At 43.0% G+C, this 23,508-nt stretch carries 18 protein-coding genes and 2 pseudogenes; 11 read left to right on the top strand and 9 right to left on the bottom strand.

All coding sequences use genetic code 11. The features are described 5' to 3' along the window. Nucleotides 1-3 precede the first annotated feature (3 nt). The 6 genes and pseudogenes from GWI56_RS07775 (at nt 4) to rfbB (ending at nt 7,483) form a co-directional block, all read left to right on the top strand. Nucleotides 4-1,428: a phosphomannomutase gene (locus GWI56_RS07775; RefSeq protein WP_198572601.1), complete on the top strand. Its 1,425-nt coding sequence runs from the start codon at nt 4-6 to the stop codon at nt 1,426-1,428. A gap of 18 nt (nt 1,429-1,446) precedes the next feature. Next, nucleotides 1,447-2,574, top strand: a complete 1,128-nt coding sequence (locus tag GWI56_RS21865) for a glycosyltransferase family 4 protein (RefSeq protein ID WP_198572600.1) — start codon at nt 1,447-1,449, stop codon at nt 2,572-2,574. A gap of 279 nt (nt 2,575-2,853) precedes the next feature. Continuing rightward, a complete protein-coding gene (locus tag GWI56_RS07765) occupies nt 2,854-3,291 on the top strand; it encodes a hypothetical protein (RefSeq protein WP_198572599.1) in 438 nt (145 codons plus the stop codon). 931 nt (nt 3,292-4,222) lie between these two features. Continuing rightward, nucleotides 4,223-5,212, top strand: coding sequence for an exopolysaccharide biosynthesis polyprenyl glycosylphosphotransferase (locus GWI56_RS07760; protein WP_198572598.1), 990 nt, complete (start codon nt 4,223-4,225; stop codon nt 5,210-5,212). Nucleotides 5,213-5,439: 227 nt separating this feature from the next. Continuing rightward, nucleotides 5,440-6,321: pseudogene (locus GWI56_RS07755) on the top strand (hypothetical protein). 130 nt (nt 6,322-6,451) lie between these two features. Beyond that, nucleotides 6,452-7,483 carry a dTDP-glucose 4,6-dehydratase gene (rfbB, locus tag GWI56_RS07750; protein WP_198572597.1) on the top strand — a complete coding sequence of 344 codons (1,032 nt, stop codon included), beginning with the start codon at nt 6,452-6,454 and terminating at the stop codon, nt 7,481-7,483. Nucleotides 7,484-7,509: 26 nt separating this feature from the next. Here rfbB and GWI56_RS21860 read toward each other — a convergent pair. Together GWI56_RS21860 and GWI56_RS07740 are read right to left on the bottom strand one after the other, a co-directional pair. Then, nucleotides 7,510-8,198 (bottom strand): annotated as a pseudogene (locus GWI56_RS21860) (HutD family protein). Nucleotides 8,199-8,413: 215 nt separating this feature from the next. After that, a complete protein-coding gene (locus GWI56_RS07740; RefSeq protein WP_113940966.1) occupies nt 8,414-8,866 on the bottom strand; it encodes a copper resistance protein NlpE in 453 nt (150 codons plus the stop codon). Between the two features lie 259 nt (nt 8,867-9,125). Between GWI56_RS07740 and GWI56_RS07735 the strand changes: the two genes are divergently transcribed. The 4 genes from GWI56_RS07735 to rfbC all read left to right on the top strand — a co-directional run bounded on the left by GWI56_RS07735 (nt 9,126) and on the right by rfbC (nt 13,667). Next, nucleotides 9,126-10,667 (top strand): DUF3369 domain-containing protein, encoded by a 1,542-nt coding sequence (locus GWI56_RS07735; protein ID WP_198572596.1) that lies wholly within the window; start codon nt 9,126-9,128, stop codon nt 10,665-10,667. Continuing rightward, nucleotides 10,664-12,034, top strand: a complete 1,371-nt coding sequence (locus tag GWI56_RS07730) for a GAF domain-containing sensor histidine kinase (RefSeq protein WP_198572595.1) — start codon at nt 10,664-10,666, stop codon at nt 12,032-12,034. Before GWI56_RS07735 ends, GWI56_RS07730 begins: the two co-directional genes overlap by 4 nt. Nucleotides 12,035-12,250: 216 nt before the next feature. Next, entirely contained in the window at nt 12,251-13,138 is an 888-nt protein-coding gene (gene rfbA, locus GWI56_RS07725) for a glucose-1-phosphate thymidylyltransferase RfbA (RefSeq protein ID WP_198572594.1), read from the top strand. Then, a complete protein-coding gene (gene rfbC / locus GWI56_RS07720) occupies nt 13,128-13,667 on the top strand; it encodes a dTDP-4-dehydrorhamnose 3,5-epimerase (RefSeq protein ID WP_198572593.1) in 540 nt (179 codons plus the stop codon). The genes rfbA and rfbC overlap by 11 nt, the downstream gene beginning before the upstream one ends. A gap of 150 nt (nt 13,668-13,817) precedes the next feature. Here rfbC and GWI56_RS07715 read toward each other — a convergent pair whose 3' ends face one another. The 6 genes from GWI56_RS07715 to panB form a co-directional block, all read right to left on the bottom strand. Further along, on the bottom strand, nt 13,818-16,184 hold the full coding sequence (locus GWI56_RS07715) for a YjbH domain-containing protein (RefSeq protein WP_198572592.1): 2,367 nt from the start codon (nt 16,182-16,184) through the stop codon (nt 13,818-13,820). Next, the gene (locus GWI56_RS07710; protein ID WP_198572591.1) at nt 16,184-16,969 is read right to left on the bottom strand and encodes a capsule biosynthesis GfcC family protein; all 786 of its coding nucleotides are present in this window, start codon (nt 16,967-16,969) and stop codon (nt 16,184-16,186) included. Before GWI56_RS07710 ends, GWI56_RS07715 begins: the two co-directional genes overlap by 1 nt. A gap of 10 nt (nt 16,970-16,979) precedes the next feature. Continuing rightward, nucleotides 16,980-17,687 carry a YjbF family lipoprotein gene (locus GWI56_RS07705; protein WP_028761136.1) on the bottom strand — a complete coding sequence of 236 codons (708 nt, stop codon included), beginning with the start codon at nt 17,685-17,687 and terminating at the stop codon, nt 16,980-16,982. Nucleotides 17,688-17,830: 143 nt separating this feature from the next. Next, nucleotides 17,831-18,079, bottom strand: a complete 249-nt coding sequence (locus GWI56_RS07700) for a hypothetical protein (protein WP_028761135.1) — start codon at nt 18,077-18,079, stop codon at nt 17,831-17,833. Between the two features lie 194 nt (nt 18,080-18,273). Further along, nucleotides 18,274-19,398, bottom strand: coding sequence for a patatin-like phospholipase family protein (locus GWI56_RS07695; protein ID WP_028761134.1), 1,125 nt, complete (start codon nt 19,396-19,398; stop codon nt 18,274-18,276). A gap of 136 nt (nt 19,399-19,534) precedes the next feature. After that, nucleotides 19,535-20,377: a 3-methyl-2-oxobutanoate hydroxymethyltransferase gene (panB, locus tag GWI56_RS07690; RefSeq protein WP_198572590.1), complete on the bottom strand. Its 843-nt coding sequence runs from the start codon at nt 20,375-20,377 to the stop codon at nt 19,535-19,537. A gap of 186 nt (nt 20,378-20,563) precedes the next feature. Between panB and GWI56_RS07685 the strand changes: the two genes are divergently transcribed. Continuing rightward, nucleotides 20,564-21,499 (top strand): helix-turn-helix transcriptional regulator, encoded by a 936-nt coding sequence (locus tag GWI56_RS07685; RefSeq protein ID WP_198572589.1) that lies wholly within the window; start codon nt 20,564-20,566, stop codon nt 21,497-21,499. A gap of 99 nt (nt 21,500-21,598) precedes the next feature. Here GWI56_RS07685 and GWI56_RS07680 read toward each other — a convergent pair whose 3' ends face one another. Next, nucleotides 21,599-23,314 (bottom strand): proline--tRNA ligase, encoded by a 1,716-nt coding sequence (locus GWI56_RS07680; RefSeq protein ID WP_168824371.1) that lies wholly within the window; start codon nt 23,312-23,314, stop codon nt 21,599-21,601. Nucleotides 23,315-23,508: the final 194 nt, after the last annotated feature.

Below are 23,508 nucleotides of genomic sequence, written 5' to 3'. Positions count from 1 at the left end.
TCTATGCCCAGTACCAGCTTAGTTTTATCACAAAGTAGCGTTGCCTTTGGTACTAGTGGTGCAAGGGGGTTAGTAACCCAGTTTACGCCACAGGTTTGCATGGCATTTACTCAAGCCTTTGTTAGCGTGATGCAGAAGAATTTCGCGTTTAATAGTGTTGCTATAGCGATAGACAATCGCCCTAGTAGCTATAAAATGGCTCAGGCCTGCGCTAGTTCGTTGATTGCACTTGGTTTACAGCCAATTTACTTCGGTGTTGTGCCAACACCTGCATTAGCATTTACAGCCATGCAGCAAAATATTCCTGCAATTATGGTTACTGGTAGCCATATTCCGTTTGACCGTAATGGGCTTAAGTTTTATCGACCAGATGGTGAAATCACAAAAGCTGATGAGTTATCTATTCTGGCTGGTGATGCTGAGTTGGTTGAGACTGAGCTTTATAAGTTACCCTCAGTTTCTGATGTTGCAGCAATGTCTTACATTGCTCGTTATCTTGATTTATTTAGTCCTACTTTATTAGTGGGTAAACGTATCGGGATTTATGAGCATTCTAGTGCTGGGCGTGACCTCTATGCCAAGTTATTTCTGAAGCTAGGTGCAGAGGTTGTTAGTCTTGGTCGTAGTGAGGAATTCGTGCCGATAGATACTGAAGCGGTAAGTTTACAAGATATTGAAATGTCGCAGCGTTGGCAAAAGGAGTATCAACTTGATGCGGTATTTTCTACGGATGGTGATGGTGATCGACCTTTGTTATCTGATGAAACAGGTACTTACCTTCGTGGTGATATTTTATGCTTACTCGCTGCTCAGTTTTTAGGAATCGAGGCCCTTGCTATTCCTGTGAGTTGTAATTCTGCGGTTGAAGCTTGTGATTCTTTTAAGCAAGTTTTACGTACTAAAATTGGCTCTCCTTATGTGATAGAAGCTTTTGCAACATTACAGACTCAATTCTCTCGTATAGCTGGCTTTGAAGCAAACGGTGGGTTTTTGCTTGGATCTGATATTAATTTGAATAGTGTTAAATTGAGTGCACTACCTACGCGTGATGCTCTGCTTCCAGCCCTTGCAGTTCTAGCTATGGCTGGTAATGGTCCAGTCTCACAATTGCTTGCGCAGCTTCCCGCTATTTTTACCACAAGTGATCGACTCCAAAATTTCGAGAGGGAGCGAAGTCTTGCGCTGATTGAACTGGGGATTGCATCGCCTAAATCCTTTTTAGCACAGTTATCTCTTGGCCAATTTGAGGTGTTATCAATTGATACTACTGATGGGCTCAGAATTACTTTGTCAAATGGCGATGTTGTTCACTTGCGTCCTTCAGGTAATGCACCTGAACTTCGTTGTTACGTTGAATCGACCTCATTAAAAAGATCAAATTTGCTTATTGATTTAGTCTTGAACTCAATTATTCATTTTAGAATTTAATAACAACGGCCTCATCCTGTGAAAAATAAAAAAATTGTCCTAGTAGCCAACACTGCTTGGTCTATGTTTAATTTTCGTCACGGTTTATTAAGCCGTTTGATTAACGATGGCTATCAACTCACTATTATCGCCCCATACGATGAGTTTTCGGATAAATTGCGCGCTATGGGGTGTGCGGTGGTTGATTTGCCGATGGAAGCCAAAGGCACTAACCCGCTGAAAGATCTTAAATTGATCCACACCTTGTATCAAATCTACCAACAGATCTCCTCCAATTTTATTATTCACTACACTATAAAACCTAATATATATGGCTCACTCGCTGCGAAATTGGCGGGCATTCCTTCACTGGCTATCACTACCGGTTTAGGGTACACCTTTGTTAACGATAACTTAGTTGCCAAGGTAGCGCGGGGGTTATATAAACTGGCGTTTCGCTTCCCCAAAGAAGTGTGGTTTTTAAATGAAGATGACCGTCAAGTGTTTTTGCATCACCAATTGGTTAGCCAAGACAAAGCGGTGTTGTTACACGGTGAAGGGGTGGATTTAGCTCATTTTGTGCCGCAAGCTTGCTTAACAGCTGCTGATGATGGCAAGGTGCGCTTTTTGCTGATCTCCCGAATGTTATGGGATAAGGGTGTGGATGAATATGTTGAAGCTGCGCGAATTGTTCGACAGCAATATCCACAAGCGGTGTTCCAACTACTCGGCGCGTGCGGAGTGGCTAACCCCAGCGTGATTGAGCGTGAGCAAATTGCCAAGTGGGAACAAGCAGGGCTGGTTGAATACTTGGGCACCACGCCAGATGTGCGGCCCGTTATTGCCAATGCTGATTGCGTGGTGTTACCGTCATTTTATCGTGAGGGTGTTCCACGTACTTTGATGGAAGCGGCTGCCATGGCCAAACCATTAATTACCACAGATAACGTTGGTTGCCGTGATGTGGTATTGCCCGGCCAAACTGGCTTTTTGTGCCCAGTAAAAAATGCTACAGCACTGGCCGCCTGTTGTGAGCAGTTAATTGCCATGACACCCGAGTCACGCGCCGAAATGGGCACTGCTGGAAGAGCCTTTATAGTTGATAAATTTGATGAAAAGCTTGTAATTGAGCAGTATTTGAAAACACTGGGGAAATATGGGGTGTGAGAAATAAAATGGTCAAACTCTAATTAACCTACTTGTTACAACTTAAATTAGCTGTTAATTTTTACGGTGTTGCAAATTACTCATTTTAGTTACTTTAGCAAATATGATTTTAATTATCTTTGAACTCTGATTTGAATAGTAATTTGAATAAAATTGTTGTTTCATCCAACATTATTTGGAGTATGTTCAGAACGCTGGTGTCATGTCTTTCATTTTGCATCCGGTTTATTAGGTAGCTAAATTTTACTCTGTTAACGTTTAATTCTGTAGGAGTTAATCATGAGTAGGCCATTAAGATTGGAGTTTAAAGGGCCTCTTTACTATATTGCGTCGCGCGGTAATACCAGAAAGACAATTTATCTTGAAGAGGCTGATTTTGAGCTTTTTCTAACCGTTTTAGATGCGGTTTGTTTGCAATGTAACTGGGTTATTCATTCCTATTTTCTTGAGTTGTGTCGTTATATCATGCTGAACCTTTTGGCGGGCTCACATGGTAGATACGTCGGAGGTATGATTGTGGAGCCGTTGGCGTTTTATGGTAAGCAAGCGCCCAAACTGGTTGGCTTGCGTTGCTGTTTTGTCTTAATTTTGCTAAAACTGCGTTGCCGATATTTGCATGCTAAGCTTGTTGCGGAAATGTTGGTCAAAACATTTTGGATACGCTGCAACCATCAAATTTTTTATGTGATGAGGCCTTTGTTGTCAAACATCAATTAATGCAAAGTGCGTTTGAGAAGGTGATTTTATCTGAAATTCCGTTCAAGCAACGTCGTGCGCCCCCGCTAGCCTTGTCTGATTTTCAGTAGCAATCAGCTACTCACAATAAGGCAATTATCAAGGCGTACCATTCTGGTAGCTACAACATGAAGCAGGTTGGTGCTTTTTCTGTGCATTATTTAATGTTCAGCCGCATTGTGTCTGCCGATGCTAAACATAAGCCACAGTGACTTATGCGTCAAACAAGACTTAAGTCTACTGTAAGGCCTAAAGGAGCAAATCATGTTAATTCATTGAGCCGAAGTTAAATCAACCGCTTTTCAGAATTTGTGCGTAATTTCCCCACCGAGCTAAAGCAGAAGTTTTTTGAGAAAATAGTGAAGGATACTATTCAAAAATAAAAAGAGATTATCGCTAAAGCGGCTCAAATTAATGGTTGAGTGATGAGTGCTTCGTTGTGAGTTGTTAATGATTAGCGCCCAGACCTTAATCTCACAACCCTGTTTTTGAAAACTGTACTATTTTCGCTGGGACAGTGTTTATCACTGTCCTTTTTTGATTTTAATTCCTTGACCATTTTTTACGTGTTTTATGTTATTTAGCTACGCAGCAGTATAAGGTGTTTTGTGACCTTTTTGTCGTTTACTTGCGATTCGCATAATCGTGCAATAGCTTTATTCTGTTGGTAACTACAATGAACGTAAACCACGCTACTACAACTGTTAGGTGATTTATGTTAAGCAACGAGATGAACTGTGTTAAATGACATTGATTAAATAAAATTGTAAATTTTAACTTCACATAAAGCACTTTTATTCAAATCTGATAAATGCGAGGTTGAAGTTTTAAATTGCTGCATTTTGAGGTTAGATGTTGAATGGCGTACATTTTTATGTATCGCTTGGTTTAATTAACTTTATTTGGTTTATATATGGACTTACCTAGTGACTCTTTCGATGAAATTGAAGATGTTAATCAGCTTAAAGAGAAAGTAAAGCGCTTTAGAACCCAGCGCCAAGTGCTGCGTCAACCTGTTATTTATGTTTATTGTCCGGAAGACCGTGAGCTTGAAATAGGACGCATAGTGAATGATTACTCATTTGACATGGTCGTTAATGATTATAGTGTGATCGACTTGAGTTATAAGGTGATTTGTCACTTTGAAAGTGCCCGATTGACCAAAGAACAACGGCAGTTTTTGGTTAAAGCAACTGAACTTGGTGCTTGGGTTGAGCCTTTGGTTAGTTATTTAGACGAACGCTTAGGTTACACTGAAGTGCGTTTACTCCATAGTGGCTATTTTTTGCACCAAAGAGCATTTTCAATTTTATCGACTAAACGTACCCAATTTGCTAAGCGTGCTATTGATATTTTTGCAGCATTGCTGCTAAGCATTGCTGCTGTACCTATTGGTTTAATTACTGCTGTTGTGATCAAACTTGAGAGTCCTGGGCCTGTTTTATATAAGCAACGTCGTACAGGGCAATTTAATGATGAGTTCGAGGTTATCAAATTTAGATCAATGCGAAGCGATGCAGAAAAATCAGGGGCACAATGGGCGATTAAAAATGACGTTAGAGTGACTAAAATCGGTAATTTTATCCGTAAAACTCGTATTGATGAGTTGCCTCAGATTATTAATATTCTAAAAGGGGAAATGTCGATTGTTGGGCCAAGACCCGAAAGAGAGGTATTCATCACCGAATTAGAACAAGAAATTCCATATTACCGTTTTCGTCATGCGGTAAAGCCTGGTGTAACTGGATTAGCTCAAGTGAGTTATCCCTATGGTGCCTCAGTTGAGGATGCGATTTGGAAGCATAAGTACGACATTTATTATATTAAGCACCATAGCACCTTGTTAGATTTAAAAATCTTACTCAAAACTATCAAAGTAGTGCTATTTGGTATGGGGCGTTAATTATTCAGTAAGTAATGGTCAGACTTATAGTAACTAGGCAATTTTAACATCTTTGCAAGCGCTTACTGTGTTTGCCTCAATGGATGTTTTTTGTGATTTTGTTTGGCAGCAAAAAATGATTTAAAGCTGTATGTCGTTAAATTTTTTTAAATTTTAAGTTGTTATTTTAAAAGCCAAATCTAATTTGATTTGGCTTTTTTCTTTTTAAGATTTTTAAAGAATTTTTTATGTCTAGGAAGCATTTTGGTACTGGCGGTGCTTATGGCGAGGTCGGAGAGTTTCCTATTACGCCTGATTTCGCGATGAAGTTAGGTTGAGCCGCAGATACCGTGCTAGCGCCCAACGTTTACCGTGAATTAGGTGCTGAAGTGATTAGCATCAACGACATGCCTAATGGGGTGAACATTAATGACCACTGCGGCGCCACGCATTTAGATAGTTTGCAAACAGCGGTTATGGTACATGAAGCTGATTTAGGTATTGCGCTCGATGGTGATGCTGACCGTGTTATGTTTGTCGAGCACAATGGGCATGTGGTTGATGATGATGAGATTTTATTCATCCTTGCCCAGGCTGCCCACCGCAAAGGTGAAATGTCTGGTGGAGTGGTTGGTACCTTAATGTCAAATCTTGGCTTAGAGTTAGCCTTAAGAAAGATGGAGATACCTTTTATACGCACTAATGTGGGCGATCGCTATGTGGTTGAACAGCTTAAAGCGACTGGCTGGCAATTAGGCGGTGAAGGTTCTGGACATATATTGAGCTTGCAATATGCTTCAACGGGTGACGGCATTGTTGCATCCTTACAGGTGCTTAAAGCTATATTAGAGTCCCAGAAGAGTTTGTCTGAGATTAAAGCTGGCATGATTAAACTTCCTCAAGTGTTAATTAATGTGCGTTTGGTCACGGCTGATGCTGACAGCATTTTAGCGACAAGCAGCGTACAGCAAGCTGTGATTAAAGCCGAAGGGATCTTAGGTGACCAAGGGCGTGTATTGTTGCGCAAATCCGGTACATAGCCGCTTATTCGCGTAATGGTCGAATCTACCGATAATATTATGACGCAGACTCAAGCAAAATATATAGCGGATGCAGTCCGAACAGCTTAGAACTGGAGTCTGTAAAGCCTAATGGCGCTAAGTGTCCATTCAGATCTTAATATGCTGAATTTTCAAGCCAGAAAGTTGTATACTTTCTGGCTTTTTGTTTTCTAACCTTTAACTTTTTTGGGTGAGTGATATGCGAATACTGATTACGGGAGGAGCTGGCTTTATCGGTTCTGCCTTGGTCCGTATGCTGATAGGGCAAACGACGTGCGTCGTGATCAATTTTGATAAGTTGACCTATGCCAGTGATCTTGAGTCTTTAGCCTCTATTGCCAATAGTGAGCGCTATCATTTTATTCAGGCTGATATTTGCGATAGAGTGAAATTAGATGCCGTATTTCAGGATTATCGGCCAGATGTGGTGATGCATTTAGCGGCCGAAAGCCACGTTGATCGCTCAATTGATGGGCCTGCTGAATTTATCCAAACCAATATAGTGGGCACTTATACATTGCTTGAGGCGTGCCGCTGCTATTTCCAAAGTTTGAATGCGGATAAGCGAAAAGTTTTTAGATTCCATCATATTTCCACCGACGAGGTTTACGGTTCATTAGGGGCTACCGGATTCTTTTCTGAGACTACAGCCTATGATCCTAGCTCTCCTTACTCAGCCAGCAAGGCATCGGCGGATCATCTTGTTCGGGCATGGCATCGCACCTACGGTTTACCGATAGTTATCACTAACTGCTCCAATAATTATGGGCCTTTTCAATACCCTGAAAAATTGATCCCTTTGATGGTCAATAATGCATTGGCCGGAAAACCGTTACCTGTCTATGGGAATGGTCAGCAAGTACGTGATTGGTTATATGTAGATGATCATGTGCGTGCCTTGTTTCTTGTTATAACACAGGGCAGAGTCGGGGAGACCTATAATATTGGAGGGGTAAATGAGCTTAGCAATCTAGCGGTTGTTTACCAAATTTGCGATTTACTCGAAAAGTTAGTACCCACTCATCCGCAAGCTCTTGTTATTAATGGTGTTGGTTTTCAAGGTTTGATAGAACATGTTACAGACAGACCTGGGCATGATGTGCGTTATGCTATTGATGCGAGTAAGATCCAGCGAGAACTTGGTTGGCAACCATTAGAGTCCTTCGATTCTGGGCTCAGAAAAACTGTCGAGTGGATAGTGGCTCGGTATTTTAACGCGCAAATTGAGTAATATTGGAGATTAACTTGTAAATACTGTTATAGAGGATTGGCAGTAATAGATACTTTAAGTAGTCGACTTGGTCTTGTTGATTTTAACCTTATACCATCGCCTTGTTGGAAAACGAGAATATCATAGGGTATGATCTTGATAACCTTGTCATTGTGCTCCCATGTCATGGTATCTAGGCAGCAAAGTATTTGGATGATAGGGACGTAAGCTTCAGTTTTTTGCAGTTCATTTGGATAGTTGTTTGAGGTTGCAATCTGTTCTTCGATAAACATGTTATCAAAGCTAAGCCTTTGCGTATGCGCTTTAAATGCGCCGCGTTTGGTCATGACATTGAAATCAATAACATTACTGCCTAATAATTGACTTGTTATTGAGGTTTCACCAGCAAAGCAGAATGGGTTATCAGCGGGCGTGAGTCGCTTATATTCAGTTGTATCTGTATTTCCTGATATCTTTTCTCCAGCTCCAAGGCCATTTATCTGTTTTGTCCCTTCATGACTATTGATGCTGAGTTCAACACCATCACCTTTCAGAATGACCAGTTGCCTGTCTATGCCAATAAATGAGAAAAAGGTCCGTTGCTGCTAATACTTGCAATGCTGATCCGATAATCAAATTCAGTAAGTTCGGCATTGATGGGGGAAATGAGTAGCTGTTTTGTGCTTCCACCACCATTTTTCCATGGCGTTGATGGGCAATCTTGATAGCGGATCAGTTGTATGCTGTTATTCAAAATAACCTCTTTACTGGTTAAGAAGGTTTGTTTCGCCTTTTTAGCTTCACAACTTCTAGAACGTCGCTTTGCGGTTGCAGAACATTTCTGCGTGACTTATGGATAACGGTACGGAGGCTTTGCTCTTACGGTAAGTGCAAAGCCTCCGTTATCCATAATCTAATACCGCAGTTGAGTGCTAGCTGCCAGCTCTGCTTTTATAGACCTTTCTTTTTCAGCACATAATTTGCAGCAAGTTCGCCGGTGATCCGTTTGCCTTCAGTGTCTAACATGATCAACTGATTTTCACCGACCAAATATTGTGTACCATCTTCTAGGGTGATTTTTTGGCCCAGTTCGTCCCATGTCACTTTACCCATCAGTTTTAAAATCTTTTCATCTTTACCTAAATAAACTGTTTCTTGAACAAAGCTATTATCAGCTTGCAAAGTGATTAGGGTTTGCATTCCTTCACAACTGGCGCAAGGCAATACGCCTTCATAACTACCTGCCCAATCGAGCGAGTTTTGGCTGGTATCACCTACTGGGACGGATTTTGCCGCTTCTGTTTGAGCTTGGGCTGTATTGACTGCCGTTTCTTCTTTTGGGGCTTCTGAGCAAGCCGTGGTGAATAAAGCCAGCAGTGCGATGTAACATAGTGATTTTTTCATAGTAGCTCCAATAGAAATTTTGGGAATTATGCATCAAGTGCACTCATCATACCCGCCAAGACTAGGTTAGGCTAACTTTTGCTATTTCTATTTTTATAACAATAGCTTAAGTTGTTTTTGTGTGTTTTTTAAGTGGCCAGTATGTTAGTTGTTAGTCCTAAGCGGTAATTAATGGGATGATAATTTATCCTTTGAAACTAGTCACTTTCAAGATTGAATCTATACTAAAACGTAACTATTCATCGCAAACGGTGGTTTTGTGGCGTTATTTAAGAAAAGTGCTGATGTTATCGAAGATACATCCCATAAGCCTAAACAAGGCATTTGGAAGGTGGCCATTATTGATGATGAACCTGGGATCCATGATGTCACTCGATTTGCGCTAAAAAATCTGACCTTAGATAATCGTGTCTTGCAGTTCTACTCCTGTTACAGCGCTGCTGAAGGTTTAACATTATTTCAAACTGAATCAGATATCGCCTTGGCCTTTATTGATGTCGTCATGGAAACCGATCATGCAGGCTTAGAGTTAGTCCAAAAAATTCGCTCTGAATTAAATAACCACAGTACCCGCATCATTTTACGTACGGGTCAGCCGGGGCAAGCACCTGAAGAGCAAGTTATTCGGGATTTTGACATTAACGATTATAAAGCTAAAACAGAGCTCACCGCGGCTCGGCTTAAGTCTTGTGTGTACACCTCATTGCGCTCCTATCGCGATATAAAAATTATCGAGCAAAGCCAAAAGGGGATGGAGAAAGTGATTGCTGCTTCCACCTCTGTACTTAAGAGCCATACATTGCATAACTTTGGTAGTGCAGTGCTCGAACAGACCTTGCAGCTGCTCAATCTTGAAAGCTCGGCTCTTTATCTCACGAGTTATCATCAAGACCTTTACCTCGATACTCAAATGAATCTGCTTGCCGCCACGGGAGATATGATCAGTTACTTTGAAGGTGGCAGCGTTGAGACTCTGCCAGGGGATGTGCGGGAACATATTATTGAAGCGATAGCACTAAAAACGTCGCTGATCCGTGACAATATTTATGTCGGATTTTATGAGCTTAGTGGACATGTCACCAGTATTTTATATTTACAACACAACACTAAGTTAACGGATTTTCAAGTCAGCATTCTTGAGCTATTTGCGGCAAATGTGAGCTTAACCTTTGAGAACTTATCGGGCCGCGAAAATGTGCAGCAGACACAAAGGGAGCTAATTTTAATCATAGGAGATGCCATTGAGCAACGCAGTAAGGAGACTGGAGCCCATGTGCGCCGTGTAGCGCGCATGACAGAAATGCTCGCGATTGCCATTGGTATGAAGGCAGACTTTATCGAAACGATTCGTTATGCGGCGCCTCTTCATGATGTAGGCAAAATCGGTATCCCTGAGAGTATTTTGCATAAGCCCGGTAAACTCGATGCCGAGGAATGGGCGATTATGCAAACCCACGCAGAGAAGGGTTATAACTTGTTGGTTGGCTCAAATCGTATCATTGCCAAAATGGGCGCTAGAATTGCTTATACTCACCATGAACGTTGGGATGGGCAAGGTTATCCCCGTGGGCTATCGCAGGAAGACATTCCTATTGAAGGCCGCCTGATGGCGATTGTTGATGTGATTGATGCTTTGCTTTCCAAGCGAAGTTACAAAGAGGCTTGGTCTGTTGAGGCGGTGCGCGAGTACATCTTAGCGCAATCGGGTAAACAGTTTGATCCCATGTTATGTGAAGCCAGCCTTGATTTGTTAGATGTGTTTGCCTCCCTACATATTCATATTCCGGACGAGCCGCTATGACCCGAATGCTTGATCGAATTTTATTTGATGTCAGTAAGTCTCAGGTTATTGATGAGGGTGATCTCATTCAAGCATCACAACTTATCGTGAGCTCAATTTGTAAGGGATTACTGATCTCTCGGGCGGGCATTTGGTTGTTGAGTCCGGATAATCAGAGCATCGCTTGTTATTATTCACTCGACAATCAGCAGCCACAAGAAGCGTTAGTGCTCACTCGCGCACAGTTTCCCCATTACTTTAGCCTGCTCGACAATGAGCGCACAATTGTCGCCAATAAGGCGCAAACGGATCCCGCCACTAAAGAATTTGTCGAAACCTATCTGAAACCGAATCAGATCAGCTCTTTGTTGGATAGTCCTATTCGTCACCACGGCAAAATGGTGGGGATTATTTGTTCTGAACATCAGGGCGAGGCGAGGGAATGGACTCGGGATGAGAAGGCCTTTGCCTCGGCACTCGCCGACCTTTTTGGTCGAGCCATGAGTGCTAAAGAGATCATTGAATATCAACAACAGCTCAAGCTCATTAATACCGATCTTGAGCATCAAGTTGAGCTGCGCACCGCAGAGCTTGAAACGGCATTATCGACTTTAAAATCAACCCAAAAGCACTTAATTGAAAATGAAAAAATGGCGGCCTTAGGCAGCTTAGTCGCCGGTGTTGCCCATGAAGTGAACACCCCCCTTGGCATAGCTGTCACATCCGTGACCCATTGTTTGGATGAGTTATCCCTATTGAAAGGACTCTTTGAGAAAAACGAGCTCGATGAGGATAAATTTGTCAGCTTTATCAATACAATGCAGGATGGTTTATGCTTAATTGAGCGTAACCTTTCCCGCGCTGCAGAACTGGTGCATAACTTTAAGCGCACTGCAGCAGACCAATCGATACTGGAACGCGAGCGCTTTAATCTGAAGAATTATATTTTTCAGATATTTAGTTCATTAAAACCCTTGATGCGTAAGAAAAATATCACTTTAAAAGTTGAACTTGACGATAATATTTTTATTGATTCTTACCCCGGTGCGATCGCACAAATTTTCACTAACTTAGTCGCGAACAGTTTTCGCCATGCTTTTCCCGATGATTTTGTCGGTGATAAGCAAATTGTGATAGTAGTTGAAAAAATGGCTTCGCAGATCAAGATGATTTATGAAGATAATGGCGTAGGCATGTCCGATGAAGTGAAAGCCAAAGCATTTGAGCCTTTTTTCACCACCGCAAGGCAGAGTGGCGGAACAGGTTTGGGGATGTCGATTATTTATAATCTGATCACCCAAAAACTGAATGGTAATGTGTCACTCTTCTCTGCGCCTAATCAGGGGTTACGTATTGAGATGCTGATCCCTGAAAGTAGTAAGGGTTGAGATAGGTTAGCGTCTTCTTATATGTTTATTAAGTAAAAGACGAATTGAAATCTTACTGAGCCAAAATGGTATTTAGCTTTTGCGGTTTACTATTCTGTTGCGTTGTTTTTCCTGCATTAACAGCCAGCAGCACTGTTATCTGTTCTTTCTGCTCACGACATTTTATATGCTACAATCTTGGCACTTCAACATGGCTTATCAATCCTAAATATTTCAATGAGAAAAGGCATTTTACTGGCGGGCGGTACTGGCTCGCGTCTGTATCCTATGACGCAGGTTGTCTGTAAGCAATTACTGCCCATTTATGATAAACCAATGATTTATTACCCACTTGTCACCCTGATGCAGGCTGATATACGGCATATCTTGATCATTTGTACTCCCCACGATTTACCACTGTTTTATGCATTACTCGGTGATGGCAGTCATTGGGGACTTAAGCTGCAATATGCCGAACAAGCCTCTCCGAAGGGATTGGCTGAAGCACTCATTATCGCCGAGCCATTTTTAGCGGGTGATGCCTGTGCGCTTATTCTTGGGGATAACTTATTCTATGGTCAGCACTTAACGGTAAATTTGCAACATGCTTGGCAAGGCCAATCTGGGGCGACCGTTTTTGGTTACCATGTGGCGAACCCTAACGCTTATGGTGTCGTTGAGTTCGATGACACGGGTAAAGTGCTTTCTATCGAAGAGAAACCTCTGCAGCCTCGTTCACGTTACGCTATGCCTGGCTTGTACTTTTTTGACGGCAGAGCTGCAACATTTGCAAAAACGGTTTTACCTTCGGCAAGGGGCGAGTTAGAAATTGTTGGTGTTATCACTCGTTACTTAGCTTTGGGAGAGTTACGGGTCGATATTCTAGGGCGTGGGACGGCTTGGTTAGATACTGGTACGCCTGATGCCATGGCCGAGGCGACACAATTTGTTGCTGCCATTGAGAAACGACAAGGGCTAAAAATCAATTGTCCTGAAGAGATTGCATTTCGCTGCGGTTGGATCAATGGGCAGCAGTTAGCGCAATTGGCTCAGCCTTTACTCAAGAGTGGCTATGGTGAGTATTTGCTCGGTTTACTCGATAAGCAGGTATTTGATGAAATGTAATGAAACTGAATTAGCCGAAGTATTGGTGTTTGAATCCCAAGTGTTCGGTGATGAGCGTGGTTTTTTTAAGGAAACGTTCAGGCAATCCTATTTTGATGCTTGTTTCACTGCAAGAGGACTTGAGCCTCCCGTATTTGTGCAGGAAAACCAGAGTCGTTCGCAATACAATGTCCTGCGTGGATTGCATTTTCAACAGCGTAAGCCACAAGGTAAATTGTTGCGAGTCTGTGCGGGGAGCATTTTTGATGTTGCCGTCGATATTCGGGCTGACTCGGCCACCTATGGAAAATGGGTTGGGCGAGTGCTATCGGCAGAGAATCATCTGCAAATGTGGATCCCACCGGGCTTTGCGCACGGTTTTTATGTTCTTAGTGATTATGCCGATGTTATTTATCAATGTACCCAATATTATGATTCTGAAGATGAAAGCGTTTTAGCTTGGAACAGTGCTGAGTTTGCCATTGATTGGCCATTAATTGCCGCACCGATTTTATCCACCAGAGATAGCATCGCCAGTGCACCCTCATAAAGCTAATCACTACTTGTATTAAATAAATGGCCAATAGAGTCGTGAGCTAATTTGGCAGTGCAGATTTTACTATTGTAAGTTAGTCCTAATGGCAGAAAACAAAACGGGCAAGAATTATCTTGCCCGTTTTGAGGTTTAGCTGCGTACTAACTATTTAATGGGGTCTACACTGGGTCTGGTATACCAAGGTGACCGCGCATCAGTCATATCAAATAAGTTGTATTTACGACCAAGCATTTGGCCACCGTCACGGGTCAACGGCATCCAAGAGAGGAAGCCACGGCTTTGAGTCGGTCTAATTGTCATTAAATCGAATGGGATCGAAATATAGAATCCCTTGGTAAAGCTACCTTCACCGTATTCTTCTGCCGACAAGTTAGTCTTAGTCGCAAATGCACCGACGATAACGCCACTATCAAACTGTTTTGAGAAATCGACCGTTATGCCTTTGTCCTCGGTAAGATATTGGCCTGCACTGACTTTTAGCAAGGTATTCGGGAACCACTTTGGCTGGTAATAAGCGGTCGCATGTCCTGTCACTACGCCTGTCTGCACTCGATAGGCGCGATTGGTCAGTGGGTCAAACTGATTTTCATCCTCGAAGAAACCGAACATACTGTCAGGATCTCTTTGTTTCGCATAGTTAACATCAAAACCGAATGCCCACTCACTGTTTAGCGGTCGATAAAGGAATTCGGTACCTACTCCGCCATACATCATCTCTAAATAACCACCATAGGCTTGATAGGAGATGTTATCGCTCAGATTATCCATCCAAGTTAGCTGTAAGTTAGTTGCTCTGACCGTTGAGTCATGGACATATTGACGAATAAGCGTTCTCACGCGTTTTAAGTCGGTACCATCAGGTGGAACATCGTACAAAAATTTATCGTAGTTATCATAGAGATTCAAATAAAGTGATCCCGAAAGCTCCAAGCGATCATTAAATCGATACGCTGCACTGCCAGTAACACCTATGTTGAACATATAGAAACCTTCTGAACCACCGAAGGATTGCACCATAGTGGGGGCAATATCAAAACTTAATTTATCCAACCAATCCACATGGGATTGGGTTACTAATGTTCCTTGAGGCGACCTTGGTACACTGATTTCTGTGCTATCCGTCATATCTGCATTGATATAACTGTAGGTCGCTACTTGAGCGAATTTATCAGCGTCGATACGAGTCTCTGTTATCGGCTGCTTATAACGGGTTTCAATAAGACGATATTCAGTAATTATCTGTTTGTTCGTGTTATTTGCCAGTATCGTCGCCGCTCTATGGTGGGCTTCTTTACGGTCCATATACTTTACTTGATCTGCAACCACGGTCACGCTGTGGTTATCAAGATAGATTTTTGGATTGTCGTAACCAGCGATAGTACTAAGCTCAGTCGCTACTCTGTCCCAATCAGTTTGGATGGGCATTTCAGCGTTGATCATCGTGTTTGTAACTGGTTTTGACTTTGATGACTCAGTTGTTACTAATGGCTGATTTGTTACCGTTGAAATAGCCGTATCGGTAGAGGATTGTGCTGTTTCTTCTGTACCGTCATGCGTTACTCTTTTACCCGACATAGGTACTGCTGCTATAGGTTTATATTTCTCTGCAGGAGTATCACGTTTAATTTGTCGTAAGTCATTGAAGTTGGTCTGCAGGCTAACGCCTAACGTCCAAGTATTACCACGCTCATAGCTTAGGTGGAAATCACTCCAGCTTGTTGCTCGGTAGAGTAAGCCATAGTTAAATTTACTGTCTTGTGACATATCGACTCCACCACCAGTGACGGGGAAATCTGCAAGATAATCATTGCCATCATATTCTACTTTTACTCGTAAAGGTTCCCACGGCGTTTGATATTCAATACCGCCATATAATGCAGCACAGCCTTTAAACCAACGTTGATAGTCGACAGTTCCGCCTTTTCCCCCATATGATGTATCTCGATCACAATTGTCATTAAGATCTTTTTTATCTGAAGTCAGGTTACCGCTATTTCCTATATAGCCCCAGCCTATCCCTAAGGTAAAGTCGACTGGACCAACACGTTTAGTGGCCGCAATAAACTCGCCATCAAATAAGCCTGTACCACCAAAATCTCTTATACCAATAGAAGTTTCTGGTAACCAGTAACTTTCTTCCACTAGACGGACTTTAAAATCGATACCTTTATCAGTGTACTTGGTGTTACCGCTGAAACTCGGATCGGCGCTGTAAAGTAGATCTTGTACTTGGGTATAACGAACCGTAGTTTCAAACCAAGGGAATAATTGCACTGAAGCTGAAAAATGCTGGTATTCAGAGTTATAAGTTGTTGCAAAATTAAACTCACCCTCAGGAGCCATACGTCCTGTAGGCATTTGCATTAATCCTACACCACCAAAGTCCGATTGTGAGGCTAAGAGTGGAGGATAGCTAAATTCATCGGCTTGGATATGGAATAAAGGGAAAAGAGCCAGAGCAATAGCTGAAAGTTTACTTAACGTAAGATTAGAATGGGTAGCGTTATTCATTACAGAGCCCGATTCCTTAATAATTCAATAATATTGGCGTTCAATGTGCTGTAGTCTTCTACTAAGTCTGAAAATTCAACATAAAGCACAGCTCCTGGAGCAATATCTTGCGCTTGAGCATTCCAATAGGCTATTGGTTGTTTTAGTGCTTTACCATCTGGTTGAACTATCCATACGAAGCTATTATCAGCGTTTTCTAATGGAATCGCTTTCGCTAAATAGTCTTTACTATTCTTATTGACTTGCCATTCAAAACTTCCCGCTTTAGCTACCGCACCTATGACAAGTACTGTCGTAGGTCTCTGAGGTAAGATAAGTTCGAAACGGCCATCAATTAGAGGGTTGTATGAGTCATTTATCCTAATTAGATCAGGATGTAATGGCTGCATTACGCGCTGTCCAAGCTTGATTTGTCGTAAAAACTGCGCAAGTTTTGCAAGCTTTGCTGTATAGATACTGTCATCTGCAGCTTGACCCATTTGTGCTAGTTGGGACAGGGTTTCTTTGCGCTTAGCTTCTAAAGCGGCAGTGTTTTGGATATCGAGTAGTGCTGCACCCAACCAATAAATAGGGGTTATCTCTTTATGATTGTTTTTATTATGTATTTGAAGTTGTTGTAAGCCGTCCAGTACTACTTTATCAAGACGAATTGATGTTGGATAAAGTAATTCAACTTGTGCATCTTGGTTTGACGACGTTGTAAGTAACAATTGGGTTTCAGCCTGAGCTACTGTCGCTAAAACAAAACTGAGCAGTAGCGCTAAGGGCATTAAATAGGATCTCATTGGGACTCCACTAAGACGCAAATGGCTTGAGTAATGTAATTTCGATAAAAGGCTGATTAGGGGCAATTTTTTGACGACTCTTAATCACATGACCTGTTTCTGGTGTTAGCCAAAATTCATTTTGATACTGAATATTGAGATTATCTACCGAAACTGATTCAAGGTAATGTAGCGCTTGGGTTGGAGTATCGTTGATGAGAATATTTTCTTTAGCAATAAAACTAAAATGTGAATTTACGCGGTAGCCAAAGTGATATCCGGGTTGCCAATCAATCGTTCGAGTCCATGTTTTGGGGGTGCTGTCTAAATGTAAGCCTAAGAGTATGGGATCTGGCTCATTGCTTTCTACTGCAATTAAATCACCTGTTAATAGGTTGCTGGTCCTAACCAATCGTCCATTTATTGTTACTAACATGGCTTTATCTGCAGAGAGCCATTTTAACTCTGTTATTGCAGGAGTCGGTGGCAGCGTTAAGGTGAACTTAGGCTCTGCAAGTGCAAGTACAATGAACGCTTGAGGTATACCATCGATTCGAGCATAGATACTGGCATAGGGGATATTATTAACTTGCTGTTCCGACAATTGAGTATCTTTGTCACCGATAAAGGCTAACTTCAAAGTATCGTTAAGTGCGCTGATTCTTTGGCTACAAGCGGTTGTGTTTACTAACACAATCGAGATTGTCAGTAGTGACAGTAATTTTTTATGTATACGCATCCGAGTTGCTTATTCTCAATTAGGATTAAATAGCGAATTTAAAGAGGTATCAGACAGATTTCAAGTTATGAAATTAACTTTGTAAACACTCAAAAAAAACAACCGCCCATAAGGCGGCTGTTTAGAAGCATACTAACAATAGCTTAGTTACCAGTGCCTGTAGTTGTACCTGTGCCAGTACCTGTATTGGTAATTGGGTTACCATCAGAACTGTTAGAGATAACAACTGCGCCAGCAATTGCAGCAGCAGCAGCTACGCTACCAGCAACGATAACACCAGTACTAGTGCTTGCAGCAGTACCAGTACCGGCAGCTTCGCCTTCAACTGCATTTGCAGCCATAGAGCTGAATGCTGTCATTGCAACGATAAGTGCTAGTGAAGTTTTTTTCATCGTGATTCCCTTTTTGAAAAAATGTGCATGATTTTTTGATAATCTAGTACAGCATAGTAAGCGATGCAAACAAAATTATCAATGTTAAATCCATCTTCTTGCTCATGCGAAAGTTTGAATTTCGGTACTAATATTCATGCTATATCTATCCATTTGGCATGATTTTTAGTGAAGAAACTGATTAAGTCGTTAGCTTATTTTAAACAAAAGAAATCTTTAAGTTCATCGATTTTTTCCATGGCATCTTTATAGCCTAAGTCGATTAAAGCGCTGGTATACGTTTTTTCGAAGAGTAGGTAGGACACAATACTTGAGTCTGACTGCCTGTCTATGCCGATGAAGCCGAGTAAGGTTTTGACGGCCCATGGCATGTCATCATAGAAGCGGGCAGCAATTTTGCTGAGATCTTCGCTAGGTTTGATGACTAGGGCCTTAATTGGATGCAAGGCGAGTTTGTTACGGCTTGACTCAGGAATCAGGCTTAAAGTGTTATTGATCCTTTCAAGTCGCTCAAGGTCGCTGTTTAAGGTATCTGAAAAGATAGTATCGAGTAGATGACCCGCTATGGTTGCTGTTTTTGGGTGATATTCTAGTTCCATAGGAAAGTGCTTGTGCGGGCTCTCTAAGTTAATGACTAAGAGTTTTTCGGCGCCTAAATGAATAGGGCTTGAGAGCGGTGCTAGCTGATGGACTGAACCATCACCATAATAGGCTTGGTTGAGTTTAATGGATGGAAAAACCATAGGGATTGCAGAACTAGCGAGTAGGTGCTCGGTATTGAGCATGATACGTTCGCCACTGCGACGGGCACGGGTCCAGTTTTCGATTTCTTTCGCGGCTTGGAAAAAGGTCACTGAGCGAGAGTTATTATAACAAGAGGCATCCACACTCAGCGCGGTCAGTGAGCCATTACGGATATTACGGTCGATACGTTTAAAGTCGATTAGCTCATTGAGTAAGCCTCTGAGCGGATCATTATCGAGCAGACTGCCTGCATCGGTATTGACCTTATCATCTTGCATGCCTTTGAGGGCCATTTTCGTTAGATGGCTGAGAACGCCTGTGATCGAAGCTCGGTAGACTTTTCGAGTTTCAAAGTGACGCCAAACCCATTCGAGTTTTCTGACACCAAGGTGAAAGCAAGAGGCATGGGTAGCGATAGCGGTGCCATTGATGGCACCCGCAGAGGTTCCGCAAATAATTTTAAAGGGAATACCATGATTGCGTGGATAAAGCTGGACCAGTGCTTTTAACACGCCGACTTGGTAGGCCGCCCTAGCGCCGCCACCGCCTAAGACTAATGCAGTTGATGTAGGCAATCTTCAGACTCAATTTATTGTTTTAATAGTTTTATTAAAGCAACGCCCCCCTATAAAAAGCAAGTCGGTAGACTCAATTAGTTGTAAATTTCGATTTATCGTTTATTCGATTGCTGGAACATTTCGCTTTAGACAATTAATCCGCTGTAACTTTGGTCGTTTTGCTGAGGCCAAAGCAATGCTCCGATGTTGGAAACTCACCCGTCCTCACTTCTTGGGCATATTGGGCGCAGGCCTTAGTGATCAATGGTCCTAAGTCGATATAGCGTTTAGCAAATTTAGGCGTGTAGTCAGAAAATAAGCCTAAGATATCCTCAGTCACGAGCACTTGACCATCGCAGGCGGGTGAGGCGCCAATGCCTATGACTGGGATTGAGACTCCTGCCGTCACTGTGCGCGCCGCGAGCTCGGATGTGCCTTCAATCAGTATGCTAAAAGCGCCTGCTTGCTCAAAGTCTTTCGCTAAACTAACGAGGGCTTCGATGGCGGCAGCATCCCTTGCTTGGGTTTTAAATCCACCCAATTGATTCACGTGTTGCGGCATTAATCCTATGTGTGGCATTACAGGGATCCCTCGCTGGGTTAAAAAACGAGTGGTGTCGAGCATCTCTGCGCCACCCTCGAGTTTTACCGCCTGCGCGCCTGTGCGTATTAATACTTGGCTGGCATGTTTGAAGGCTTGCTGAGGCGATTTTTGATAACTCCCAAAGGGCATATCGATAATAACGCAGGCATGTGTTGCGCCGCGAGTGACAGCAAGACCATGATTAATCATCATTTCTAAGGTGACCCCGAGTGTAGAGTCTTGCCCATAAACCACCATGCCGACGGAGTCGCCGACGATAATCATATCCACATGGGGATCGATAATTTCTGCCATCGGCTTTTCATAGGCGGTTAGAGCAACTATGGGGGTTTTACCTTTCATTTTTTGTAATGTAACGGGCGTTACGCGGTTTTTATCCATGTGGATACTCATGTCATCTCCAATTAATTCAGCCTGATATGACATGTTAGCGTTTGCTGCTTTGGCTTGAGCTCGATAGATTGACTTAATGTCTAGATAAAAAGACACTTATTTACAAAAGGTGCTTCTAAATAAAGAGGCGCTTCTATACGGAAGAGGCTCGATAATACGAAAAGAAGCTTCGATATAAAAATCACCTTGGGCGATAACACTTTGAATCAAGTCACTGACACGCATTTATCCCAGCAGCATATTACTCAGCACACGCAGGTCGCACCTTCACGTTTAGCCGCCGCAGGGCTAAGTGCCTCCATCATGTTGCTTAAGCGAACACTCAAGCCGTTTGAACATGTGCAGCGCCATAGTCATTCCTGGGGACAGGTCATTTATGCCAGTCAAGGTGTGTTGAGTGTGATCACGCCTGCGGGGCGTTACATTGTGCCGCCTGAGCAAGCGGTGTGGGTGCCTCCCTTTGTCGATCATGAGGTTATCGCGCTAGGTCAGGTGCAATTGAGTAGTCTGTATTTGGATGAAACCCGGATAGGCGGGTTTCCACCCGACTGTACTTGTTTGAGTGTGAAGCCTGTTTTGCAGTTATTACTGCAAGAGGTTAATGCCTTAGTGAAGAGTGAGGCTGGGCTAATTGATCCCGATTTTAAGGATAGCGTCATGCGGCTCTTGATGGTGATCCGTGATTTTATGGTACTCGCCCCTAAGGTCGCCTTGGATTTACCTTATCCTAAGGATAAAAAATTACTGCGCATTACCGAGGCTTTGCTTGCCGATCCAAGTGAGCAACGTACTTTGGTTGATTGGCAGCGGGAGGTCGGTGCCTCGGCCCGCACGTTAGCGAGATTATTTAAACAGCAAACAGGGCTGAGTTATAGTCAATGGTTGCAAAGGCTTAGATTGCAGGTGGCGATTCAAATGCTCAGCCGAGGTGAATCTGTACTCACTACTGCGTTATCCTTAGGTTATGCCTCGGGTTCAGCCTTTGGTTATATGTTTAGGCAGTTGATGGGCGTCGCTCCGAGTCAGTACCAGTTAGCGCAAAATACCTTGCCAAAAATACAGTGCCCAAAATACAGCAGTAAACAGCCGCATATAAAAAGTCATGTTGCGAGCCAATGTTAGCGACGAAGGTTAATAAAAGTCCAATAAAAAACGCACTTAAGCTGGGCTCAAGTGCGTTTCGTTTTTGATCTTCAGCTTGTCTACATTTCGCGTTGAGGTTTAGCCTTTAACTGCGTTTTTCAGGAAGTCGAGTAGTTGATCGAATGGAATATCTTGTTTTTCACCTGTGCGGCGGTTTTTGTATTCAAATACGCCAGCATCGATATTGCGATCGCCAATCACCACTGTATGTGGGATACCAATCAGTTCCATATCGGCGAACATCACGCCTGGACGCTCTTTACGATCATCCAATAACACTTCGATACCCGCTTCGTTTAAGTCTTTGTATAACTGCTCGGCGATATCGGTTACACGGTGCGACTTGTGCATGTTCATTGGCAGAATGCCCACGCTAAATGGTGCAATCGCTTCTGGCCAAATGATGCCACGGTCATCGAAGTTTTGTTCGATGGCTGCTGCCACAATACGGCTCACGCCGACACCGTAACAACCCATCAGTAGCACCTGTGACTTGCCATTTTCGTCAAGTACAGTCGCGTTCATCGATTTAGAATAGTTAGTGCCCAGTTGGAAAATATGGCCCACTTCGATACCACGCGCCATAGCATAAGTGCCTGAACCATCAGGTGTTGGTTCGCCTTCGACTACGTTACGGATATCGGCAACTTGCGCTGTCGGCAGATCGCGTTCCCAGTTGATACCAAAATAGTGTTGGTCATCAACGTTAGCACCGGCGGCAAAATCGCTCATGACGCTAACGCTGTGATCGATAACGATAGGGATTTTAAGACCGATAGGGCCAAGTGAACCAGGACCTGCGCCAATGGCGTCACGGATTAGGGCTTCTGGCGCCATTTCCAATGGTGATGCGACTAAGTCTAACTTGTCAGCTTTGACTTCGTTGAGTTCATGGTCGCCACGAACGATTAACGCCACTAGCGGAGCGGCTTCGGTCGCACCTTTAACGATCAAGGTTTTGACCGTTTTAGTGATATCCAAACCAAACTGCTCAACTAATTCCGCAATGGTCTTCGCATTTGGGGTATCGACTAAACGCAATGCTTCGGTGGCTGCGCCGCGTGGTTCGGTTGGCATAGGTGATTCGGCTTTCTCAATGTTAGCCGCATAATCGCTGCCCGTTGAGTAAGCAATTAAATCTTCACCGCTTTGTGCTAGAACATGGAACTCGTGTGACATGCTGCCACCGATTGAACCCGTATCAGCTAAAACTGGGCGGAAAGCTAAGCCCATGCGCGATAGAATGTTGCTATAGGCTGTGTACATAGCCTCATAGGTTTCATTCATGGTATCGACGTCAAGGTGGAAAGAGTAGGCGTCTTTCATCAAGAATTCGCGTGAGCGCATCATGCCAAAACGTGGGCGAACTTCGTCACGGAATTTGGTTTGAATTTGGTAAAGGTTCAGCGGTAATTGCTTATATGAGCTGACTTCTTTACGAATGAGATCTGTGATTACTTCTTCGTGGGTTGGCCCCAGTACGAAGTCGCGATTGTGACGATCTTTAAAGCGCAGCAGCTCGGGACCAAACTTTTCCCAACGACCTGTTTCTACCCACAAGTCTGCCGGTTGCACCATAGGCATTAGAATTTCAATTGCACCGGCTTTGTTCATTTCTTCACGAACAATGGCTTCGACTTTACGCAGTACACGTAAGCCCGTAGGGAGATAGCTATAAAGGCCCGACGCATTACGACGGATCATACCCGCACGTAACATTAATTGATGACTAATGACTTCTGCGTTGGCAGGAGTTTCTTTCTGTGTTGATAGCAGGTACTTGCTGACGCGCATTACCGATGTCCAAATTTGAGTTGAATGGTCGCCATTTTATCACCTGCTTTGGTGATGTCACCTAGGGATTTAGGTTAAATTCAACTAGCTGGGAGATAAATAGCATTTTTTGATGCTGGATAACGGATAACGGATAACGGATAACGGATAACGGATAACGGATAACGGATAACGGATAACGGATAACGGATAAC

This window comes from Shewanella sp. DW31, from assembly GCF_015767295.1.
GTDB lineage: Bacteria > Pseudomonadota > Gammaproteobacteria > Enterobacterales > Shewanellaceae > Shewanella > Shewanella oncorhynchi.
Note: the sequence above shows the minus strand (reverse complement) of the source record. Positions and strands in the feature narration are given on the sequence as shown.